16 protein-coding genes, 1 tRNA gene and 1 CRISPR repeat array are annotated in these 21,036 nt (G+C 69.9%); of the genes, 6 read left to right on the top strand and 11 right to left on the bottom strand.

Going from position 1 to position 21,036, the window contains the following annotated elements:
• The first annotated feature begins 13 nt into the window (after positions 1-13).
• Positions 14-1,030 carry an FAD-dependent monooxygenase gene (locus JOE68_RS16650; protein WP_204843258.1) on the top strand — a complete coding sequence of 339 codons (1,017 nt, stop codon included), beginning with the start codon at positions 14-16 and terminating at the stop codon, positions 1,028-1,030.
• Here the strand turns inward: JOE68_RS16650 and JOE68_RS16645 are convergent.
• The 9 genes from JOE68_RS16645 to JOE68_RS16605 all read right to left on the bottom strand — a co-directional run bounded on the left by JOE68_RS16645 (position 1,027) and on the right by JOE68_RS16605 (position 11,144).
• On the bottom strand, positions 1,027-1,881 hold the full coding sequence (locus JOE68_RS16645) for an exodeoxyribonuclease III (RefSeq protein WP_204843257.1): 855 nt from the start codon (positions 1,879-1,881) through the stop codon (positions 1,027-1,029). The genes JOE68_RS16650 and JOE68_RS16645 overlap by 4 nt on opposite strands.
• Positions 1,882-2,458: 577 nt before the next feature.
• A complete protein-coding gene (locus JOE68_RS16640) occupies positions 2,459-3,022 on the bottom strand; it encodes a hypothetical protein (RefSeq protein WP_204843256.1) in 564 nt (187 codons plus the stop codon).
• A gap of 1 nt (position 3,023) precedes the next feature.
• Positions 3,024-4,496, bottom strand: coding sequence for a double winged helix-containing putative transcriptional regulator (locus JOE68_RS16635; RefSeq protein ID WP_204843255.1), 1,473 nt, complete (start codon positions 4,494-4,496; stop codon positions 3,024-3,026).
• Positions 4,497-5,097: 601 nt separating this feature from the next.
• Entirely contained in the window at positions 5,098-5,439 is a 342-nt protein-coding gene (locus JOE68_RS16630) for a hypothetical protein (RefSeq protein ID WP_204843254.1), read from the bottom strand.
• A 593-nt stretch (positions 5,440-6,032) separates the two neighbouring features.
• Positions 6,033-7,586: direct repeats of the CRISPR family, unit length 28 nt; unit sequence GGAACACCCCCGCTCGCGCGGGGAAGAC.
• A gap of 602 nt (positions 7,587-8,188) precedes the next feature.
• Positions 8,189-8,479, bottom strand: coding sequence for a transcriptional regulator (locus JOE68_RS16625; RefSeq protein ID WP_239562269.1), 291 nt, complete (start codon positions 8,477-8,479; stop codon positions 8,189-8,191).
• A gap of 49 nt (positions 8,480-8,528) precedes the next feature.
• The gene (locus tag JOE68_RS16620; RefSeq protein ID WP_204843253.1) at positions 8,529-8,792 is read right to left on the bottom strand and encodes a hypothetical protein; all 264 of its coding nucleotides are present in this window, start codon (positions 8,790-8,792) and stop codon (positions 8,529-8,531) included.
• Positions 8,793-8,982: 190 nt separating this feature from the next.
• On the bottom strand, positions 8,983-10,404 hold the full coding sequence (locus JOE68_RS16615; RefSeq protein ID WP_204843252.1) for a helix-turn-helix domain-containing protein: 1,422 nt from the start codon (positions 10,402-10,404) through the stop codon (positions 8,983-8,985).
• Positions 10,405-10,588: 184 nt separating this feature from the next.
• Positions 10,589-10,807 carry a hypothetical protein gene (locus JOE68_RS16610; protein WP_204843251.1) on the bottom strand — a complete coding sequence of 73 codons (219 nt, stop codon included), beginning with the start codon at positions 10,805-10,807 and terminating at the stop codon, positions 10,589-10,591.
• 261 nt (positions 10,808-11,068) lie between these two features.
• Positions 11,069-11,144: transfer RNA gene (locus JOE68_RS16605), tRNA-Lys, on the bottom strand.
• A 231-nt stretch (positions 11,145-11,375) separates the two neighbouring features.
• Here JOE68_RS16605 and dusB point away from each other — a divergent pair.
• From dusB to phoU, 5 genes are all read left to right on the top strand, one after another.
• Complete coding sequence (gene dusB, locus JOE68_RS16600; protein WP_307819711.1) at positions 11,376-12,515, top strand: tRNA dihydrouridine synthase DusB; 1,140 nt, start codon at positions 11,376-11,378, stop codon at positions 12,513-12,515.
• A 19-nt stretch (positions 12,516-12,534) separates the two neighbouring features.
• Positions 12,535-12,966 carry a hypothetical protein gene (locus tag JOE68_RS16595; RefSeq protein ID WP_204843249.1) on the top strand — a complete coding sequence of 144 codons (432 nt, stop codon included), beginning with the start codon at positions 12,535-12,537 and terminating at the stop codon, positions 12,964-12,966.
• Between the two features lie 176 nt (positions 12,967-13,142).
• Complete coding sequence (locus tag JOE68_RS16590; RefSeq protein WP_204843248.1) at positions 13,143-14,000, top strand: GGDEF domain-containing protein; 858 nt, start codon at positions 13,143-13,145, stop codon at positions 13,998-14,000.
• 2,040 nt (positions 14,001-16,040) lie between these two features.
• Entirely contained in the window at positions 16,041-17,882 is a 1,842-nt protein-coding gene (locus JOE68_RS16585; RefSeq protein ID WP_204843247.1) for an LCP family protein, read from the top strand.
• Positions 17,883-17,969: 87 nt separating this feature from the next.
• The gene (phoU, locus tag JOE68_RS16580) at positions 17,970-18,635 is read left to right on the top strand and encodes a phosphate signaling complex protein PhoU (protein ID WP_204843246.1); all 666 of its coding nucleotides are present in this window, start codon (positions 17,970-17,972) and stop codon (positions 18,633-18,635) included.
• 51 nt (positions 18,636-18,686) lie between these two features.
• Here the strand turns inward: phoU and JOE68_RS16575 are convergent, their stop codons facing one another.
• Together JOE68_RS16575 and JOE68_RS16570 are read right to left on the bottom strand one after the other, a co-directional pair.
• Positions 18,687-19,481 carry an ESX secretion-associated protein EspG gene (locus JOE68_RS16575; RefSeq protein ID WP_204843245.1) on the bottom strand — a complete coding sequence of 265 codons (795 nt, stop codon included), beginning with the start codon at positions 19,479-19,481 and terminating at the stop codon, positions 18,687-18,689.
• Positions 19,478-21,025 (bottom strand): hypothetical protein, encoded by a 1,548-nt coding sequence (locus JOE68_RS16570; protein WP_204843244.1) that lies wholly within the window; start codon positions 21,023-21,025, stop codon positions 19,478-19,480. Before JOE68_RS16570 ends, JOE68_RS16575 begins: the two co-directional genes overlap by 4 nt.
• Positions 21,026-21,036 lie beyond the last annotated feature (11 nt).

Below are 21,036 nucleotides of genomic sequence, written 5' to 3'. Positions count from 1 at the left end.
TACGCTCGCCGGCATGAGAGCAGCGGTGATCGGCGGAGGGGTCGGCGGGCTCACCGCGGCCATCGGCCTGCGCGCGTCGGGTTGGGACGTCACCGTCTTCGAGCGGTCGCCGGCCCTGCCCCGCACCGGCACCGGGCTGGGCATCTGGCGCGACGCCCTCGGCGCGCTGGACGAACTGGGGCTGGGCGAGGCCGCCCGGCGCGCCGGGCGCAGGCAGCCGGACGGCGCCCTGCGCCGGCCGGACGGCTCGCTGCTGGGCGTGCTCAGGGCGGACGTGCACCTGCTGACCAGGCCGGCGCTGCTGGGCCTGCTGGCCGACGCCCTGCCGGACGGCGCGATCCGGTTCGGCGCGCCGGTGGCGTGGCAGGACTGCGACCACGACCTCGTCGTGGCGGCGGACGGCGTCCACAGCGGCGCCAGGCTCTCGCTGTTCGGCGTGCGGGCCCGCCCCTCGGGGGCGATCGCCTGGCGGGGCACCGCGGACTTCGCGGTCGGGGCCGGCGGCGAGACGTGGGGCAGGGGCGTGAAGTTCGGCCTGACCCCGCGGGCCGACGGGCGCACCAACTGGTACGCCATGACCGGGCCGGACGCGGACCTGCGCGAGGCGTTCGGGGGCTGGCACGACCCGATCCCGCGCGTGCTGGCCGAAGCCGGCGAGGTCCTGCGCCACTCGCTGGACCACCTGCCCCCGCTGCCCGCCTACCACCGGGGCCGGGTGGTGCTGCTGGGCGACGCCGCGCACGCCATGACACCGGACCTGGGGCAGGGCGCCTGCCAGGCGATCATCGACGCCGTGACCCTGGCCGGGTGCCTGAAGACCCACGACGTCCCCGGCGGCCTGGCCGCCTACGACCGGCTGCGCCGCCGGAAGACCCAGCGCATGGCGCGGCGGTCCCTGCTGCTCAACCGCCTGGCGAGGACGAGGCGCCTCACCGGCGTGCGGGACACCGCCCTGCGGGTCGCCCTCGCCCTGGCCCCGCGACCGGGCCGCGGGGAGTCGCGGAGCGCCGACCCCGAGCAGGCGGGCTAGCGGGGCACCCCGGCGGCCCGCCGGGCGCGGGGAGCGGACGGCGGCGGCACCACGGGCCCGATGTCCCCGTCCGGCGCGGTGTCGAGGTCGACGACGACCGGGGCGTGGTCGCTGGGGCCCGTGCCCTTGCGGGCGTGCCGGTCCACCCAGGCGGCGCGGACCCGCCCGGCGACCGGCGCGGAGGCCAGCACCAGGTCGATCCGCATCCCGAGGTCCTGGTGGAACATGCCGGCCCGGTAGTCCCAGAAGGTGAACACCCGCTCGTCGGGCCACCGGTCGCGGACGACGTCGCGCAGCCCGAGCGCCTGCAACCGCGCCAACGCGTCCCGCTCCGGGCCGGTGACGTGGGTGTGGCCCGCGAAGGCGGCGGGGTCGAACACGTCGGCGTCGGCGGGGGCGATGTTGATGTCCCCGCAGACGACCACGTCATCGCCTTCCCGGGCGACGGCGTCCTCGAGCGCCGCCAGCCAGCGCAGCTTGTAGTGGTAGTGGTCGGAACCGGGCTCGCGCCCGTTGGGCACGTAAACCGAGTAGACGCGAACACCGCCGCAGGTGGCCGCCACGGCACGCGCTTCGGGGTGCGGGAACCCGGGCGCGCCCGCGAGCCCCGTCACCACGTCGTCCAACCCCACCCTGGACAACACCGCGACCCCGTTCCACCGGCCTTCGCCGTGGACGGCGGCCTGGTAGCCGCGCTCGGCCAGGGCATCGCCCAGCAGCGCGACGAACGCGTCGTCGGCGAGCTTCGTCTCCTGCAGGCAGACCACGTCAGGGGCCCGCTGGTCCAACCACGGCAACAGCCGCGCCATCCGCTGCTTGGCCGAGTTGACGTTCCACGTAACCACCCGCATCCGGCCACGGTAACCCCAACCCACCGCCCCCTCCGGACGACGCACCGCCCGGCGGTCACCACACCCCGCCCTCGAGGCGCCACAGCCCCAGGCGGAGGACCTGGGGCTTTGGTGGGCGACCAGGGGATCGAACCCTGAACCCGCAGATCGCGGATCTTGCTTGGTTATTGTCTGCCAGTATCTTTGGCCGCCTATCGCCACCTGCGCACCCCTCAAACGCGAATGACCGTCGTGAGCTACCCGGCCTGGACACTTCTCGTCGTTTGTCGGGGGTAAGTCGGGGGTTTGATCTTGTTCACCTACAGCCCTAGCCCTCTCCGGCGAGCTTGCCTCGAACCCACCAGGGAGCACCGGCCCTAACCGCTATCTAACTACACTTATTGCACGCTGATTGCGTGGCCTAACTGCCCTAGACAGTGCCCCACGTCCCATCGAACCAGCGGAACGCAGGGCAGTCAAGGTTTTTGAAAAGAGGATGGGTGGGCGAGCGATCGTCGTAGGAAGTCAAGCTCCGACGAAAGCAGTCAACATGCCCGATGTCAATCTGGACCACGCAATGCAATACTCCGTTTGCCACCTATCGGCCAGACCTAATGACATAGCCCACCCCACGTTTAATTGCCCCTGCAAGTGCAAGAAGTTGCCCCGCCCCAGCCAATGCATCACCCAGGACATACGTTGCAAATTTTGGATCGTCAGCCGCATCAACTAGTCGCAGTGCTTCGACCTGCAATCGCAGGATAGTATTGATTGCCACAACGACTTCGTCGACGCTGGGAGACAGTTCAGTCCGCCGACCGTCTCTGGAGATATCGCGCGCCGAAATCGCCTCTCCGGATTCGCTCGCTTCTTCCACTAGTTTGGTGAGCAGGAACGAAACAATCTCCAACTCCCTCTCTCGAGCCCCAATCAGGCCCTCAAGATCCGAGACTCCGTCAGGTACCTGAAAGAGTGCCCCCACCTCACAAGGTCGAAGCCCGAGCGCAATCGAAGCTTCAGCAAGGGCTCCCAATCGTTCGGCATCTAGTAGGGCCCAACCTTTTTGTTCGGCCATGTTTTTGATCGTGTCGCCGCTGAAGGCAGGACCCACAATCGCCACAAGGCTCGCCTGATGACGGTTCTTGTGTGTTTCAATCGCCACGTCACTGACATCGGTATGCGTAATATGGCCAGCCTACTGCACGTGCTTCGAATCCCAGCGCTAGGAAGGTGTCCCGGATTGCATTCTCGAATGCGCGACCTGAACTTTCGCCTCCAGCAAGCGGTTCTCGCGACAGCCGGACCAAGACCTCCCTCAGCCCTAGATGCTGTTCCTCTTTGACAGGCTGATCGCTTACGGCCTGATCCCTATGGGCAATCTGCAAATTCGGAACATCTGCGAGGGGAAGCTCGGCGGCCAGTGCAGCTCCGCGTGGCGTAGCCTTCAGGCTCCCATAACGCGGTTCCTCGATAAGCCCTGTATCGAGGAGGAAACTGGCAATCCATCGGCATTTTTCAGTGTTTAGGCCGAATAGTGCCGCTTCTGAGTACATCTCGTTCCGGGTAACATCGTTTTCAACAGCCCGGATCAACTCGCCAACGAATCGCATATTCGCATGAAGGATCCGTATGAAGTTCAGATCATCCCCCGACTCAATCCAGGCTCTTGCTGCGGGTGTAGCCTCGAATACTCCACGGCCGACCTCAACAAGAACCCCCGATGCGCGCATGAATGGCAGCATAGATTCCACACTACTGCGCTTCAGGTTGAATCTCCGAGAAATGAACGAGAACAATTCGTCCCGCTCGATCCTTTCAAACGCCGCATTGATAATTGTTCTTAGATTTTCAACCTTATTGGGATCCGATGATGGACTCGGAACCCAGATATTGTAGGTGCTGCGCGACTCATGCGTGCGGTTTGATGTCGAAAAATCGTCGAGCATCGCGGCTATCTCCACAGGAGGCTCCGAGATCTCGACTATCTGCTCATGTTCACCGTTAAAAGCTTGCGGCGTGACAATCATGCGGCCGTCAAGCAGGGTGCGTCCGGCCTGCGTTATCTGCCAGCGTCGGTTCCCAACGGCTTCAATCAAGCCGAGAACATCCTGCCAGTCCATTCGACTGCGAGTGTTTCCCTTACTTCGCCACGACTGCCCGTAACGTGTTTGAATACGGTCATTAACCTCGTCTACGGTCAGCGGCTCTTCTGATATTAATGATAGAACCTCTGCGAACAGCCTAATGCGATCAGCGAGGATCACTGAGAGACGTTCTGGCGTGGGATCAGACTGGAGCTTCAAGCCGGTCGCGGTAAGATGAATCTTGCCCGCAGTGCTCTCCGCCAGTCTCAGCCCCCTTAGAAAGCTGTAGTAGTCCCGCCACGTCGCTGGCTTCAGTTTCGGTGCTGCGCCACCCTGGCGAGGTTCAATCTCTCCGATATCGAATGACAACTCTGCGTTCGCGTCGAGGTCAACTGCGCGGCCGTCGCCGACTTGTCGGACGAGTTCGAGTACAAGCGGAAGCCAAACTGCCTTGCCGCCGGGAAGCGAAGGTATTGAACTGGCCTGCTCACGAGAGAGCGCCCTCTGCGCTGCAAGTTGAGGAGCTGCAGCATGCGAATCAACTGACTTCATGGGAGCTATTCTAGACGTGCCGGAGACTGTCAGCCAATCGCAGTCTTGTTTGAGGAGACGGTGGGAACGATCCTCGATTTCTGGCTGAGCGACCGTCGGTAACCATTACACCTGCGTGAACACCTAAATAGGCTGAGTCAGTACTCATCGTTTAAGGTGGTAACTGGTATCGCCTGTAGTGATCGTGACGCTCAGGGCTGCGATCAGCCATGCCCTCTGCGTTCGCTTGCACCTCACTCCACAATAAGCCTGCGGACTGGTCGACACCGTCAGAGCATTGAGCTGCCAATAGGTGCGGCAATCGAGCGCACCAATCACCGACCCGGCCCGCGACTCAGCGCTCCTTCCAACCTGCTACCTCGGGATTAGGGCGAGACACCTGTCATCGTCAGCCGTGATCCCTGGATGTCGCTCCTCGCCTGGGCTGATGGCTTGTAGCGGTCCAACGTCGGCAACCGTCGCCTACGGTCGTTTGCCGACGTTTCCCAGGGGTAAGGCATAGAGATGATCTTGCCTCTGCATCGAGAGTTAGTTTATGAGCTGGTCGGTGCCGTCAAGCGTCGAACTGTGGCTACGTGGAGCTCCACAGCCCTACAGAGGCTCAACGTACGAGCCACTCCCAGTAACCCTGGGCGTTGGACACCTTGTTCGCGTCGTCAGGAAGGTAGACCTCGACGGCTCCAGCGTACTTCTTACCTGGCAGCCAATCCTCGTCGCCAAATCCTATACGGCTCCCCTCCGGTGCACACCTCCAAGACAGGGATGGATTGATTGTCCCACTAGTGACACCGCTCTCACTGATCGCCGTGAACTGGGTGAAGAGGCCCGAGGGCAGATCCGAGACGTCGTATGCACTACCTGTTTGGACCTCGATCCACAGTAGTTTGCGAGTAGTCCCGGCGGGCGGTGGATCACCCGCGTAGCCACCTGTGCAGTCCGTCATCTTGCTGATGGTGAATTTGAGGGCACACTCAGCCCCCGAGCAGCCGCCGCTTGCCTGCTCTGCTAACCGGAACAGGCTCGTCTTGGGAACAGTCGCCGTAGGCGATGGTGTCGCGGTCCGGGTTGTTGTAGCAGTAGTCGTGGTCTGTGTTCCAGTTGAAGAGATAACTGAGGCATGATCACCTTCAGAACATCCGGTGAGCGAGACCAACAGTAGAACCGCGAGAACAAGGCGAGCGCGCATAGGGACCAACCTCCAATTGGTTCGGTATCGCAAGCAACTGCCAATTCGTTAGCTGGTTGCCGTGTGTGCCTAACCGACAACTCTCAGTTGACCCTCTGTCTGCACCGGGCCTCACACTGCCAGCAACCCGCAGACTCATCACCGTCCGCGTCAGTCGAGGTCGTCCTGCATCGTGCGTTGTGCTGATAGGTGCCGCTGGTAGCGGTCGTTGCGGTCAGGGTTCCGGTCAACCTGCCCCGCTTGCGCGGGGAAGACCCGGTGATGGGCTCGGCGTTCACGGCGCTGCGCGGAACACCCCCGCTTGTGCGAAGAAGTACTCCGGGCCGGTCCTGGGGACCAGGCCACCCTCGGAAACACCCCCGCTCGCGCGGGGAAGACGTATCCGGAACCAGGTTCCTAGCGAGACCCGATGGAACACCCCCGCTCGCGCGGGGAAGACCCCGGCAGCGCCGAGCTGGTGGCGGTCGACTGCGGAACACCCCCGCTCGCGGGAGGAAGACAAGACGAACTAGCGGAGTGAGACGTTCGAGACGGGAACACCCCGCTCGCGCGGGGAAGACGCGGCCTTGCGCCGCGCCTTGCGACCCTTGGCCGGAACACCCCCGCTCGCGCGGGGAAGACGCGCGCTGCTCGTACTCCTCCAGCGGCCACGTGGGAACACCCCCGCTCGCGCGGGGAAGACGGGTACATGGCGCTGCTGCGGAACCTGCGCAACGGAACACCCCCGCTCGCGCGGGGAAGACGAGACCGGGGAGGGTGACCCGCGACTCGGCATTGGAACACCCCCGCTCGCGCGGGGAAGACCCCCGGATTCGTTTCATGGACTCGTGGCCGCCAGGAACACCCCCGCTCGCGCGGGGAAGACCTTCGCGGGCTTCGGGTCCTCGTGGGGGACCTCGGAACACCCCCGCTCGCGCGGGGAAGACGCGGCCGCCGCGGTCGGGGGCCTGGTGGTGTGGGGAACACCCCCGCTCGCGCGGGGAAGACTCGTCCACACCCCCGGCGTGGCCCCGGTGCACGGGAACACCCCCGCTCGCGCGGGGAAGACGGAAAGGCCCATCACTCCCCCGTCACCGCAGAAGGAACACCCCCGCTCGCGCGGGGAAGACGTCTGACCCTCGGGGCCTCGCGCCCGTCCAGGCGGAACACCCCCGCTCGCGCGGGGAAGACGTGGATAGACGCCTACGGGAGTTGTGCCGGCGCGGAACACCCCCGCTCGCGCGGGGAAGACGACGGACGATCATCGGCCCGACCTCGTGATGCAGGAACACCCCCGCTCGCGCGGGGAAGACAACACGGTCACGGTCTGCGTGACCGTGCCGACCGGAACACCCCCGCTCGCGCGGGGAAGACTCGTACTGCACCGTCCCGAGTCCGCGCGAGCCCGGAACACCCCCGCTCGCGCGGGGAAGACTGGCCAGCAGCAGCACACGGAGCAGCGCGTGGGGGAACACCCCCGCTCGCGCGGGGAAGACCGGACGGGTTCATCCGGCGTACGTGGATCTCGGCGGAACACCCCCGCTCGCGCGGGGAAGACAACGGGCTGCTGCACCGGGTCGTCCTGGAGACCAGGAACACCCCCGCTCGCGCGGGGAAGACCTGGGCGGTAGGCCGTGTACCGGCGGAACAGAAGGAACACCCCCGCTCGCGCGGGGAAGACATCACCGAAAGCTCGCCGGCGCGGGCGGCCTTCGGAACACCCCCGCTCGCGCGGGGAAGACATCACGGACACGTCCAGGTCCGTCTGGGCGTTCGGAACACCCCCGCTCGCGCGGGGAAGACTCCGTCCACGCGGGGTTGATCAGCACCCGGCGGGGAACACCCCCGCTCGCGCGGGGAAGACGTGGAGGACGTGGCCATCTGGCTCAAGACCGCCGGAACACCCCCGCTCGCGCGGGGAAGACACTTCATGACCTGCGACTATACCCACGCCCATCGCGTTTTTGATTCGGTTCACTTGAGTCTCGGAAAGTACGGGCAAGTACCCAGGCCGGAACCCTACGACGCCAACCCTCCACCGCCCGATCTTCGCCAGACGAGGGGCTTCGTGTCATCCCGCCGACTTGGCTCGCCCCAACCACGCGTGTCAAGGGGGCACCTTTCGCCAGTACCGGCACGTTGGGCTGGGTCTGCCCCCTTGACGCGTGTGGTTGCCCTCGGGGAGGTCGGCGGGATGACACGAAGCCCCGGTCCACGTCGGTAGCCGAACCGGCGGTGCCGTCCCGGTCATCCTGCTGGCCTGCCGCGCGGCGAGCGCTTCTTGTAATCCTTTTGCGGTCGCCTCCGGGGGTCGCTGGCCGTTCCTCGCCGACGTCGGGACCAGCGCCCTTCCTCGCGCGGCACGCCCGCGGGCCGCCAGGCCCGCTTGGGCGTGCCGCACCACAGGGGCGTCGGTCCTTCGGCGTCGGTTGGACACCAACGGCCAGCGGCCCCCGGAGGGGGCCGCCTTGATGAAGAAAAGAAACTTTGAACACACGCATACAGCGTGTCCCGGCTGACCCGATGTTCAGCGGCGCCGGTGGCTGTGGGCTGGTGGCTTCGGCGTGGCTTGAACCTGTGGTTCTTGTGGGGCGGCTCGTGTGACCACCTCGAAGAGGTCGTCGAAGGTGAACGGCTTCAGGGCGGTGACTGCTCCTGCGATGAATGCTGAGCCTGGGCTTAGGTCGCCTTCCAGTACGCGCTTGAGGGTCGACCGGTTGACTTCCATGACCTTGGCCAAGGCGTAGACGCTTTGGAAGCCTGCCATTTCCGAGGCTCTTCGGAAGGTGCCGACCTTGAGCCTGATGGTGAGTGCCATCCTGACCTCGTCATGGTGTTGTGGCTGCCGGGTGCTGTACCAAGGCTGCTCACAGCGCCGTCGGGTCTTCGCTGGTGGAGTGGCGGGCGGCGGTGGCGTTGATAAGTTGGCCGTTGATGCCCTCGGTCAGGTTGACGAATTCGAGTGCGCATTGCGTGCTGTCGGTGGTGTACGTCGTGGACCCGTCGAAGAAGGCGGTTAGGACGTCATCAGGGCGCAGTTCGATGATCCAGGCCGCGACCGCCCCTTCCTCGTCCACCACCGCGTAGACAATGGGCGCGTCGTGGGCGAGCGTGTGGGCGAGCGTCTCCATAGAGAGTTCCTCCGTGTGTGCCTCGGGTGGTGCAATCACACTCGTAGACATAAGGAGGGTGATTCCATACCAATTACCGATGACCTATCGGAGGTGCCACTACTCGCAGACCAGCCGGTGGTCCGTCTGATCATGTACTGGCCATGACCGGTGGACCTGTGAAGAGGTAAGGACCCAGAGGCCAGTTCGTCTACGTGCGTGGTCCCATGGTGGGGAGTAGGGCGCCGGAAACGTCCAGGAAGTCGCGGACGGCCGGTGAGTCGCGGTGGTCGCGCAGGCGGGTGCGCAGGTCGGCGACGGCTTCGACGGAGCGGGAGGACTTGACGGTCGCGGCGAGTTTGGCGGCGGCCATGCCGGCGGAGGCGGCGGCCTCCAGGTCGTGGTTGTCGAGGGCCGAGCGGGACAGGGCGGCCTGGGCCATCGAACCCCGGCGGGCGCGGTTTTGGCGTTCGGACTCGGCGATGGACAGACCCGCGAAGTGGGCGGCTTCCTCGGGGCGTTGGAGGTCGCGGAAGGTGTGGGCGTACTCGCCGTTGAGGTAGGCCGGGTCGATGAAGCGTGCCCACTCGGGCTCGTCGTCCGGGCCGACGGCGGCGAACGCGGCTTCGGACCGGTGCACGCTACGGGCTGCGGCCTTGGCCTCGCCCATCGCGGCCTCGGCGCGGGCCTGCAACGCCCACAGGTCGGCCAGGCAGGCATCCGAGTGACCTTGGGCGAGTCCGGCACGGCCGGCCTTGGCCAGCTGTACGGCGTGGTCGGGGTTGCCGGTGAGGGTGGCCTGGTCGGACAGGCCGGCCAGCACGTGGGCGCCCAGCTCGGGGCTGCCGGCGGCCTGGGCCAGGCGCAGGGACTGGATGAGGTAGCGCTGGGCCAGGGAGTGCTCACCGTTGTCGAAGGCCATCCACCCCAACAGGTAAAGCTGTTCCGCGGCGGCCTCGAACAGCGCGCGGCCGGTCTCGGTGGAGGGATCGTTGCTGCGCAGCAGCGGAACGACCTGCGAGGTCAGGTATGCGGAGAGCTGCTCGCGGGCGTGGCCACCGCCGCGCATGACGTCCAGCTCCTGGAACACACCGAACGTGCGCCGGATCGCGGCCACCTGCTCACTGCTGACCTTGCTCCGGGCCGCACCCGCCTCATCCAGCGTGGCGAGCAGCCAGTCACGGCTGGGGGCGACCGACGCGGCGACGCTGAACAACGCGCCCGTCAGGAAGGTCCTGCGCTCCATGTCGTGCCTCCCGAGTTCGGCAACCACTTCCACCGTGACCAAAAGCGAGGCCGCGTAGGAGAGCCCGAGGTCCGTCAGTGACTTTTCTTGCGCCCCTTGGGTTCTCGCGTCGGGGATCCAGCCGGCTCCGGCGTTGAACCACCGAAGGTGGTGCGGCACATGGAGAGCGTTGCACCACCGTTCGAGGCGTTCGAGGTCGGTGACCGAGCGGCGGAAGCACTCAATCTTGCTCACGCGCCCCTGGGTGAGGTCCAACCAGGCGGCGAGCGTGGTTTGCGGCAGCGTGGGGCTCTGAGCTTGGCGGTAGGCGCGGAAGACCTGACCGATGTTGCGGGACTCGAACGCCTGACGGATCGCCGGCTGGTTCCAGAACTCGGCGGGCAGCACAGGAGCCCGCACGGCCTGAGCTGCGGCGCAGCGCCCGCACTGGGCACCCCGGTTGTCGGTGGCCAGCCAGGTGTCACACGTCCGACAGCGACGCCTGCCCGTGTACACCCGCTCCCCCTTCACACTGCCCCTATTCCGGAGGGTAACCCGACGACTACGGAACTGGATTGCGGGTGGGCGGCGACTAGGGAAGGACGCGAATGCAGTTGGTCGAGCACGTGCAGGGGCGTCCCTCGTTGATGCTGTTGACGTTGACTTGGAGATCAGGACCACGTCCATCGACTACCGTGATCAAGGTCAAGGGCGTCGGTTTGATCAGGAAGTCGACCAAGACCGAAGCCGGCGAACGGACGTTGCCGCCGCCCTCATGAGCCGTGGAGATATCGCCGACCAGCTCGGTCACTCCCGGCTGTCAATGACCCAGGACCTGCACCCGGGCCGGAAGGTGGTTGACCGGCGGGTCGCCAGCGCGCTCGAAGGGGCCTTCGGCGAGCCGACCGATGGACAGGATGATGGACAAGACCAGGGGGACGGCGAGGGCTGATCCGCCCCTGGTCCACCTCGTGAGGGGCGCCGCAGGTCGGAGAGTCCGGGACCTTAAGTGCGGCAAAGGTATGGCGGCGATCTTGAAATGCAGCAGCCCCAGGCCGCTGACCTGGGGCTTTGGTGGGCCGCCAGGGGATCGAACCCTGAACCCGCGGATTAAAAGTCCGCTGCTCTGCCAGTTGAGCTAGCGGCCCGCCATCAAGGCTAGTGGAAGACCGCCCCGGGGTTCGATGGTGGGGATGCACGTGGTGTGTGACGCAGGTGACTGGTCGTTGCCGTGGGCGCGTCGCTCCCCCATGCGCACGCAGGCGGCCGAGGCGCAGGAGGGCAAGGGGTGGTCCCCGGCGGGGCTGCGGCACCTGTCGAAGTGCTCCCGGGGGTTCGACCGGCGCGGTGGGCTGCGCGGCGCGGTTAGCCTGTTGTACGTGGCCCCTGCTCTGCCCTCGCTGAAGATTGGCCCGTACGACGTCGATCCCCCGGTCGTGCTCGCCCCCATGGCGGGCATCACGAACGTGGCCTTCCGGCAGCTCTGCCGGGAGTTCGGCAGCCCCACGTCGCTCTACGTGTGCGAGATGATCACCGCCCGCGCCATCGTGGAGCGCGACGCCAAGACGATGGAGATGATCACCTTCGGCGCGGACGAGCACCCGAGGTCCCTCCAGCTCTACGGCGTCGACCCCGCCTCGATGGCCGAGGCCACCAGGATCATCGTGGGCGAGGGGCGGGCCGACCACGTCGACATGAACTTCGGCTGCCCGGTGCCGAAGGTGACGCGCAAGGGCGGCGGGGCGGCGCTGCCGTACAAGCGGCAGCTGTTCCGGCGGATCGTGCGGGCCGCCGTGCGCGCCGCGGAGCCCGCCGGGGTGCCGGTGACCGTCAAGTTCCGGATCGGCATCGACGACGACCACCTCACCTACCTGGACGCCGGGCGGATCGCCGAGGACGAGGGCGCGCAGGCCGTAGCCCTGCACGCCCGCACCGCCGCCCAGCGGTACTCCGGGCAGGCCGACTGGTCGGCGATCGCGCGGCTCAAGGAGGCGGTGACGTCGATCCCGGTGCTGGGCAACGGTGACGTCTTCAGCGCCGGCGACGCGCTGGACATGGTCGCCCGGACCGGCTGCGACGGCGTGGTCGTCGGCCGCGGCTGCCTGGGGCGGCCGTGGTTGTTCGGCGAGCTGCAGGCCGCGTTCCGGGGCGAGCCGATCCCGCCGGGGCCCTCGCTGGGGCGGGTCGCCGAGATCCTCGGGCGGCACGGGCGGCTGCTGGCCGACCACCTCGGCGCCGACAAGGGGATGCGCGACCTGCGCAAGCACATGGCCTGGTACCTGAAGGGGTTCCCGGTCGGCGCGGAGCTGCGGCGCTCCCTGGCGATGGTGTCCACGCCCGCCGAGCTCGACGACCTGCTCGGCCGGCTCGACGCCGACGCCGGGTTCCCGCACGACGCCGAGGGCCCGCGCGGGCGGCAGGGGTCGCCGGCGAAGGTCGTGCTGCCGGAGGGCTGGCTGGACGACCCGGAGGACGCCACCGTGCCGGTGGGCGCCGACCTGATGCACTCCGGTGGCTGAGCGGGTGACACGTGCCGCGGTGACCGCCCTGTGCCTGGTGGCGCTGACCGCGTGCGGTTCGGGGGTGACCGGCACGGCGCGCCCGCTGCGGATCACCGACCTCGACCGCGAGCTGGTGGCCAGCTACTTCACCGCGATGAACGAGGCGGGCGGGCAGGGCGTCGCCGCGCAGCGCGAGCTGCTCGCCGACACGCAGCACCCGGACTTCCGCGACGGCGACTGCGAGCTGCCCGGCGGGACCATCGAGGTGCACCCCACCATGTCCACGCTGCGGCTGGACCCGGACTGGACGCCGCCCGGCGAGGACGCGCACCCGCGCGGCGTCGTGCTGGTCGTCGCCGTGACGCTCACCGTCGTGCAGGAGGGCGCCGAGGTGGGCAGCCAGATCGGCTCCCAGCACATCGTCCTGCTCAACGGCAAGGCGTACGGCTTCGCGCCGTGCGCGAACTGAACCGGTGGTGCGGCGGCCTCGTGCGGCACACGCTCCGCCATGTCGATCTCTGAACGTCACCGGTTCGGAGCAGTGCACGGTCAACCAGTAGAGGGAAATCCCGGAGTGACGCGTCCCGCCGGCTCAAGCGCCGCCTCCTAGGGGACGACACCTTGGCAAGGAGGGAGGTGAGCGCGATGACCGCACTGCGACCGGAGGTCGCCGGCGTCGGCCACGACGGCGGGCCGGGCGACCGCGGCCGGGACGCGTCGGAGGGCGCCGGCCTGGTGCAGCTGCACGAGTCGATCGCGACGCTGCTCGCCTCCCGCGGTCAGTGGCGGCAGGCTTACCAGCACCTGCGCTCGGCCTTCGACCTGGTCTCCGCCGACCAGGACGTCCAGCCGCAGGTGCCCGAGCAGCTGCGCCGCGAGGTGGACCGGCTGCGCCGCGAGCACGCGGAGGCGCGCGAGCAGAGCATGCGGGACAGCCTGACCGACAGCTACAACCGCAGGTACCTGGACCAGCGGTTGCTCGACATGGTGACGGAGCACGACACCGACGACGGGCTGGCCATCGCGTTGATCGACCTGGACTGGTTCAAGCAGGTCAATGACACCTTCGGGCACCTGTTGGGCGACCGGGTCCTCCAGCGCGTCGTCGAGCTGCTCCAGGAGGAGCTGCCGCGCAACGGGTTCTGCGCCCGGTACGGCGGGGAGGAGTTCGTGCTCGTGCTGCCCGGAGTGGACGCGGCGGCGGGCGTGGGGATCGCCGAGTCGGCCCGGACGCGTGTCGAGCGTCACGCCTGGGCTTCGCTGGCGCCCGGTTTGCGGGTGACCGTCAGCATCGGGTTGGCTTACGAACCTCCCGCGGGGGACTCGCCGACGCGTCCCCCGGTCGCCCCGGAGCAGCAGCTGCTGCGGGCCGACAGCCTGCTCTACACCGCCAAGCAGTCAGGACGCAACGCCGTCGCCTACCGCGAGAACGGTCGGGTGCGGCTGGCCGGTGCGGCGGCGGGGCGGCGCGGGATAGCCGAATCGCGGGTAGCTGGTTACTGATTTGCTAGGTAGATCACCCGCTCGGGCGTACCATGCTGCGCGCAATCGAGTACCCACCACCCCTGTATCACCGGGAGTGGTCGTCAGGACTGGCGGTCATCCGTAGTATCGCCAAGGCAAGTGACACGCCGTTGGTGCAACCAATGTGTCCTTGATGTCGTCAACTCGTGATGACGACCCGCTACTGACCGAAGGTTGAAGGGAGACCGGGTGCCCGACGAGCCCCGCCGTGGCGGCCCCGGACCCCGAGGTGACCAGGCCCCGCAGGACGACCAGCCGACCGGCCGCCGACGCCGCTCGCTGGAGGGCGGCGGCGGTCTGAGCGTCTCCGAGTTGCTGGAGCAGCACAGCCGGTCGAACATCCCGCGGCCCGTGCCGCCGGACGAGCGCAGACCCGAGCCGTCGGGTCCGCCGGCCGGCGCGCCGCAGCCGACCGGGCGGCGCGCGGCCCCGGAACCCGGTGACGCCCGGCAGCCCCGGGCCGACCGCGGCCCGGGCCTGCCGCCTCCCGAGGGCGTCCGCCGGCCGAACGGCGCGCCGCCCGACCACTTCACGCCGTCCGCGGGGCGCCCGGCCCCCGAGGAGACCGGCCGCCGGGCGCGCCCCGCCCCGCCCCCGCCGAACGGCTCGGCCCCGCCCGCCGAGGACACCGGCCGACGAGCGCGTCCGCACGCGCCCGAGGACGCCGGCCGGCGAGCGCGACCGCCCGCCCCCGAAGACCCCGGCGGCCTCCCGGGGCACTCCGCCCCTGACGGGACCGGCCGCCGCGCACGACCCTCCGCACCCGAAGACCTCGGCCGCTCCCCAGGACACTCCGCCCCTGAGGACACCGGCCGCCGCGCACGCCCCCCCGCCGAGGACGCCGGCCGACGCGCACGCGCCGCCGCGGCCGTGCCGACCGAGACGTTCGCCCCTGAGGACGCCGGTCGGCGCGCACGACCCGACGGCGCTCCCTCCCACGAGGACACCGGCCGCCGCGCACGACCGCCTGCGCCGGAGGACACCGGCCGACGGCCGCACCCCGCCAACGGCGCGACGCCGCCCGAGGACGCCGGTCGGCGCGCACGGCCGGCCGACGCGTTCGGGCCGCCGTCGGAGGGCGCCGGTCGCAGGTCCCGCCCGCCCGCGGAGACCGGTCGGCGGGCCCTCCCGCCCCCGGCCGACGACGTCGCCCAGCGCCTGGGCGGCCCGGACGCGACCGGACGACGGCCGCACCCGGCCGCGCCCCCCGAGGACAGGCGCCGGCCCCCCGCGAACGGCGCACCCGGCCAGCGGTTCGCCCCCGACGACCCGCGCCGGCCCGACGCCACCGGCCGGCGGCCCCGGCCCGACGTGGACGGCCCGCAGCGGCCCGCGGGCGGCCCGGACGGCAGCGGCCCCCGACGGCTCGCCGGCGAGCCCGACGGCGGACCGCGCAGGCTCGCACCGGACGGACCGGCGGAGCCCGGCGGACCACGCGGTCCCGTGGACGGCGGTGGACCTCGCCGGCTCGCGGGCGGACCGGACGGCTCCGGGCCGCGCCGGCTCGCCGAGGGCGCGCCGAACGCCGGTGGGCCGCGGCGCCCCGTCGAGGGCGGACCCGGCGCGCGGCGCCCCGGTGACGGCGGTCCCGACGGCGGACCGCGCAGGCTCGCGCCGGGCGGACCGGACGGCAGCGGACCGCGCAGGCTCGCCGACGGGCCGGCCGACGGACCACGACGCCTCGCCGAGGGCGCGCCGGACGGACCGCGCCGGCTCGCGGAAGGCGGACCGGACGGCTCCGGGCCGCGCCGGTTGGCCGACAGCGGACCGGACGGCCCGCGCCGGCACCCCGAAGGCGCGCCGGACGGGCCGCGGCGACCGGCCGACGGACCGGCCGACGGACCACGACGCGGCGCGGAAGGCGCGCCGGACGGCCCGCGCCGACCGGTCGAAGGCGCGCCGGACGGGCCGCGCCGGCCGGTCGAGGGGGCGCCCGACGGCCCGCGCCGACCGGTTGAGGGCGCGCCCGACGGGCCGCGCCGACCGGCCGGCGGCCCCGACGGCAGCGGACCGCGGCCCGTGGTCGACCGGCGGCCAGCGGAAGCCGGGGGCGACGCGGGCCGGGACGGCATCGCCGGCCGGCTCGGCGCGCCGGCGCCCGAGAGGCGCGACCAGGTCGACCCGGCGAGCCTCACCACGGAGATGGAGGCCATCAGCGACGACGTCAAGAAGCGCCGCGAGGTCGACCACACGCTGGCCAGGTTCTCCGCGGTGCACGACGAACTCGCCGAGCAGGAGCGCCAGCGCAAGGAGCGCCGGCAGAAGCTCATGCCGTGGAAGGTCGAGCACGACGAAGAGGCGACCGTGTTCACCCCGGCCGTCGAGGACGGGGACGACCCCGAGGCCCCGCGCCGGCGGGTCCGCACGCCCAAGCACGTCCAGGTCGTCCGCGCCGTCAAGGCGCTGTCGCTGACCGCCGCCGTCATCGTGTTCGTCGCGACCGGCCTCGGGTGGGGCGCGATGCTCTACGTGGACAGCAAGTTCACCGAGATCGACGCGCTGAACACCAACTCGGCGGCCGTGCACGAGGCCGAGAAGCAGTTGGGCGACGAGAACTTCCTCATCGTCGGGTCGGACACCCGCGCGGGCGCGAAGCCCGAGGACGGCGTCGGCGACGCCGCCAAGGAGCGGGGCGCGCGGTCGGACGTGCTGATGCTGGCCCACATCCCGGCCGACCGGAAGCGGGTCGTAGTGGTGTCGGTGCCGCGCGACCTGCAGATCACCCGGCCCGAGTGCGAGAAGTGGGACTCCGAGACCGGGGAGTACACCGGCGAGGTCCTGCCGGCCGCCAAGGGCGTGAAGGCCAACCAGGCTTACGCCGACGGCGGGCCCAAGTGCGTCAGCACGTTCATGACCGAGCTGACCGGCTTGACCATCAACCACTTCGTGTCCGTGGACTTCAACGGTTTCAAGGGGATGGTCGACGCCATCGGCAAGATCAACATCTGCGTGCCGAAGGTGATGGACGACGGCGAGCTGGGCATGATCTTCGACAAGCCCGGCAGGTACGACGTGGACGGTCAGAAGGCGCTGGACTACGTGCGGGCCCGGCACGTGAAGACCGAGGAGTTCGGCGACTACGACCGGGTCACGCGGCAGCAGAAGTTCATGTCCTCCCTGCTGCGCACGGCGCTGTCCAGCGAGATGCTGCTCAACCCGGGCAAGCTCAACAACTTCCTCAACGCGTTCGCCGCGTCCACCGTCGGCCAGAACATCGGCGTCAAGGACATGCTGACGCTGGCGCAGTCGCTGCAGGGCATCGAGGCCGGCCGGGTCAGCTTCGTCACCGTGCCGCACGCGACGGACGAGGGCCCCACGACGTCCAACGACGACAACATCGAGATGCTGAAGGTCGACGAGACCCGGGCGCTGTTCCAGGCGATCATCGACGGCACGCCGCTGCCGGGCGAGGCGCCGGAGGCGGACGCGGCGCAGCCGCCCGCCACCGCCGACAAGGCCGCGGAACCCAAGCAGGGCAAGGTGGTCGACCCCAAGGGGTTGAAGATCCAGGTGTTCAACGGCGACGCGGACAACGACGGCGCGGCCGGGCGGGCCAAGAACGCCTTGTCGCAACTGGGTTTCGTCGTCGTCAACAGCGGCACCGCGCCGCCCGCCGCGAAGACCGTCATCCGGTACGGCGCGGGCGGCGAGGACGCCGCGTTCACGCTCGCGAAAGCCGTTCCCGGCGCCGTGCTCGAGGTCGACGCGAGCCAGGGCGGCGCGGTGACGCTGCTCATCGGGCCCGGCTGGGACGAGCAGGTCGTCGCCCCGAAGGGGGAGGGGGCCGCCCCCGAGCAGGGCAAGGCGGCGCCGCCGGAGGATCTGTCCTATGTGAACGCGGGCGCCGACCCGTGCAGCTAGCCGTTGGGCCATCTGGCCGTCACGGGTTCACCTCGGGTTCACCGGGGTATGTCGCTACGGCGACAACCTGCACGTACGCTGGCTGCCATGCGTGAGGCTTACCACGACCAGCTCGGACAACTCGCCGACCAGCTCGCCGACATGTGCGGCATGGCCGGTGAGGCCATGCAGCGCGCGACCTCCGCGCTGCTCCAAGCCGACCTCGGCTTGGCCGAGCAGGTGATCGGCGACGACGTCAAGATCGACGACGTCCGCGCCAGCATCGAGGAGCAGGCGTACGCGCTGCTCGCCCTGCAGGCGCCGGTCGCGACCGACCTGCGGATCGTCCTCGCGGTGATCCACGCCGCGGAGAGCGTCGAGCGCATGGGCGACCTCGCGCTGCACGTGGCGAAGGCCGCGCGGCGCAGGCACCCCAACCACGTGCTGTCCGACACGGTGCAGCCGTACTTCGCCGAGATGGGCCGCATCGCGGTCGAGCTCGCGCGGGAGGCCACCGACATCATCCGCACCCAGGACGTCGAGCGGGCGCGTTCGCTGGAGGACGCGGACGACGCGATGGACGACCTGCACCGCCACCTGTTCACGGTGATCATGGACAAGGAGTGGCCGCACGGCGTGCCCTCGGCCGTGGACACCACGCTGCTGGGCCGCTTCTACGAGCGGTTCGCCGACCACGCCGTGTCGGTGGCCAAGCGCACCGTCTTCGTGGTCACCGGCCGGATGCCCGGCTACAGCACCGAAATGGACGACTGACCAGCCGCGCCCGGGCGGGTGCGGCGGTCGAGCAGTTCGCGGGCGGTGCGGCTAGTTGAGCAGTCCGTTCAGCTCCTGGGCGAGCTGCGCGGCGATGCGCGCGTTGTCGGCGGGGGCGTGGGTCAGCCACTTCCGGCCGTCCTGCCCCTGCCGCGTCTGCGTCATGTAGCGGCCCTGGTCGTTGTCGAACCAGGCGACCTGGGGCGCGCGCTGCTCCCGGCCGTGCCGGCCGCGGACCGTGACGCCGAACTGACCGGCGCGCAGCCGGGGCCGCTCGAACACCGCTTCCAGGGCGCGCACCTGCGAGGCCGCCGTCGACCGGGGCGTCATCGCCCGGGTGAAGCCGGCGTCGGCGAAGTCCTCGTCGCGGCGCGGCGGTGGCGGGGCGGACGACGGCACCGGCACCGTCAGCGACTGCCCCGGACCGGGACGCTCCGGCGGGATCCGGTCCACCACCGCGCGCAGCAGTGCCGACGACCGCACGGTGTCGACCTTCAGCCGGCGCTCGTCCAGCACCGCCACCGCCGCCAGCTCGCCCTGCGCGCCGCTGCGGACCAGCAGCTGGCGCTCCACGTTCTTCGGGTCCAGCGAGGCGATCGCGGTGAACGAGTGCTCGAAGCGCACCAGCAGGGTCAGCGCCTCCTCGACCTCCGCGGCGACCCGCCCGCGGTGGGCCAGGCCGCGGGCTTCCAGGTCCTGGTAGACGGCGTTGCGGATGCCGCGCCGCTCGTCGAGGGTCTGCCCCAGGTAGGGGAAGTCGAACGGGTACGGCCTGCTGCCCAGCTCCAGGTCCTCCCAGAGCACGTCGGCCGCCGCGTGCGACAGGGCGAACGAGAACACGCTCACCCGCCGATGACCGGGGGCGCGACCATCGTGCCGTCGCCGAAGACGTCCTCGGTCTCGACCAGGTACGAGGCGGCCTTGTGCTCCTTGTCCTCCTCGCCCTGACCCCGACCGGCCCCGGCGCCCATGCCGCCCATGCCCATCCCGGCGGCGGCGCCACCGCGGCCGGCCGCCGCGCCACCGGGACCGCCGCTGCCGGACGGGCCGAAGCCGCCCGCGCCGGACCGCCCGGCCTCGCCCAGCATCCCCGAGGACCCGCCGGGCCCGAAGCCGCCGCGACCGGCCGCCGCCGACCCGCCCGGGCCACCGAGACCACCGAGGCCACCAGGGCCCCCGCCCAGCCCGCCGCGACCGCCGCCGGAGCCACCACCGGGGCCGCCACCACCGGGCAGGCCCCGTCCGCCCGGACCGCCACCGGGGCCCGGGCGGCCGATCGGCACGCCGGGCGGGCGCGGGCCCGTGGGCGGCCGGTTGCCCGGACCGGGCCTGGGGCCGGGACCCGGTCCCGGGACGGGTCCCGGGATGGGTGCGGGGCCGGGTTGCCAACCGCCGCCACCGGGACCGGGACCCGGACCGGGGATGCCGCCCGGCCCGCCACCGGGACCACCGCCCGGGGTCCAGCCGGACTGGTTGGTGTTGCCACCGCCCTTGCCGCCACCACCGGGGCCGGGGATGCCGGTGACCCCCGTACCGCCGCCGGGGGCGTCCGGGACCGTCGGTCGGCCGCCGACACCGGTCTGGTTCGGGTTGGTCGAGTCACCCGTGCCGCCGGAGCCCTCCATGGTGGGGGGCGGCGCGAACGCGGGCATCGTGGAACCGGTCTCCTGGAACGAGGTCGACATGGTCGTCATGACCTCGGCCGCCCGCTCGTGCGCCTGCTGCTTCTCCTCGAACTTCTGCTCGATCTTGTCGATCGTCTCCGCCCACTTGAACGGGTTCGGCTCGGAGAAGAACATCTTGTAGGCGTCGGCCGTGCTGAACTGCACCGGCTCGGGCATCGCCGACTTGGCCGTCTCGGCGGCCTGGCTCTGCTCGTAGAGCTTGTTGCCGGTCAGCTGCGCGCCCTGGGCGGCGTTGCCCGACCAGGCGGCCATGTCGGTGAAGTAGCCCTGCGCGGCGCTCGCCGCGGCGCCCTGCCACGCGCCCTTGCTGGCCTCGGTCGCCTTGGTCAGGTTGTCCTGCAGGTCGACCAGCGTGTTGCCGATCTTCGTCCACGCCTCGCCCTGCTCGTCGGCCGTGCTGGGCGCCATGTTGTCGGTGACCATGGACTTGAGCTGGTCGTGCGGGTAGCCCAGGTAGAACGACCCGGCCGTCGACATCGGCGGCCGGTAGTCCTCGACCACCTGCTCCAGCTGCCGCTCCTGCTGGGCCTGGTGCCGCGCCGACTCCGACTTGTAGTCGAGGTAGGCCAGGAAGTTGGGAACCACGTTGCCGAAGCCCGGGTTCTCCTGGACCTTCCGGTCGTACTCGGCACGCAGCTCCGCCTCGGTCTGACCGACGTAGTCGACCTTGGTCGCGTTGGGGTTCTGCGGGTCCGGCGGTGCCACGGCTCTGCTCC

This window comes from Saccharothrix algeriensis, assembly GCF_016907655.1.
Taxonomy (GTDB): domain Bacteria; phylum Actinomycetota; class Actinomycetes; order Mycobacteriales; family Pseudonocardiaceae; genus Actinosynnema; species Actinosynnema algeriense.
The sequence above is the reverse complement of the archived record's forward strand: the minus strand, read 5'-3'. Positions and strand labels throughout refer to the sequence as shown.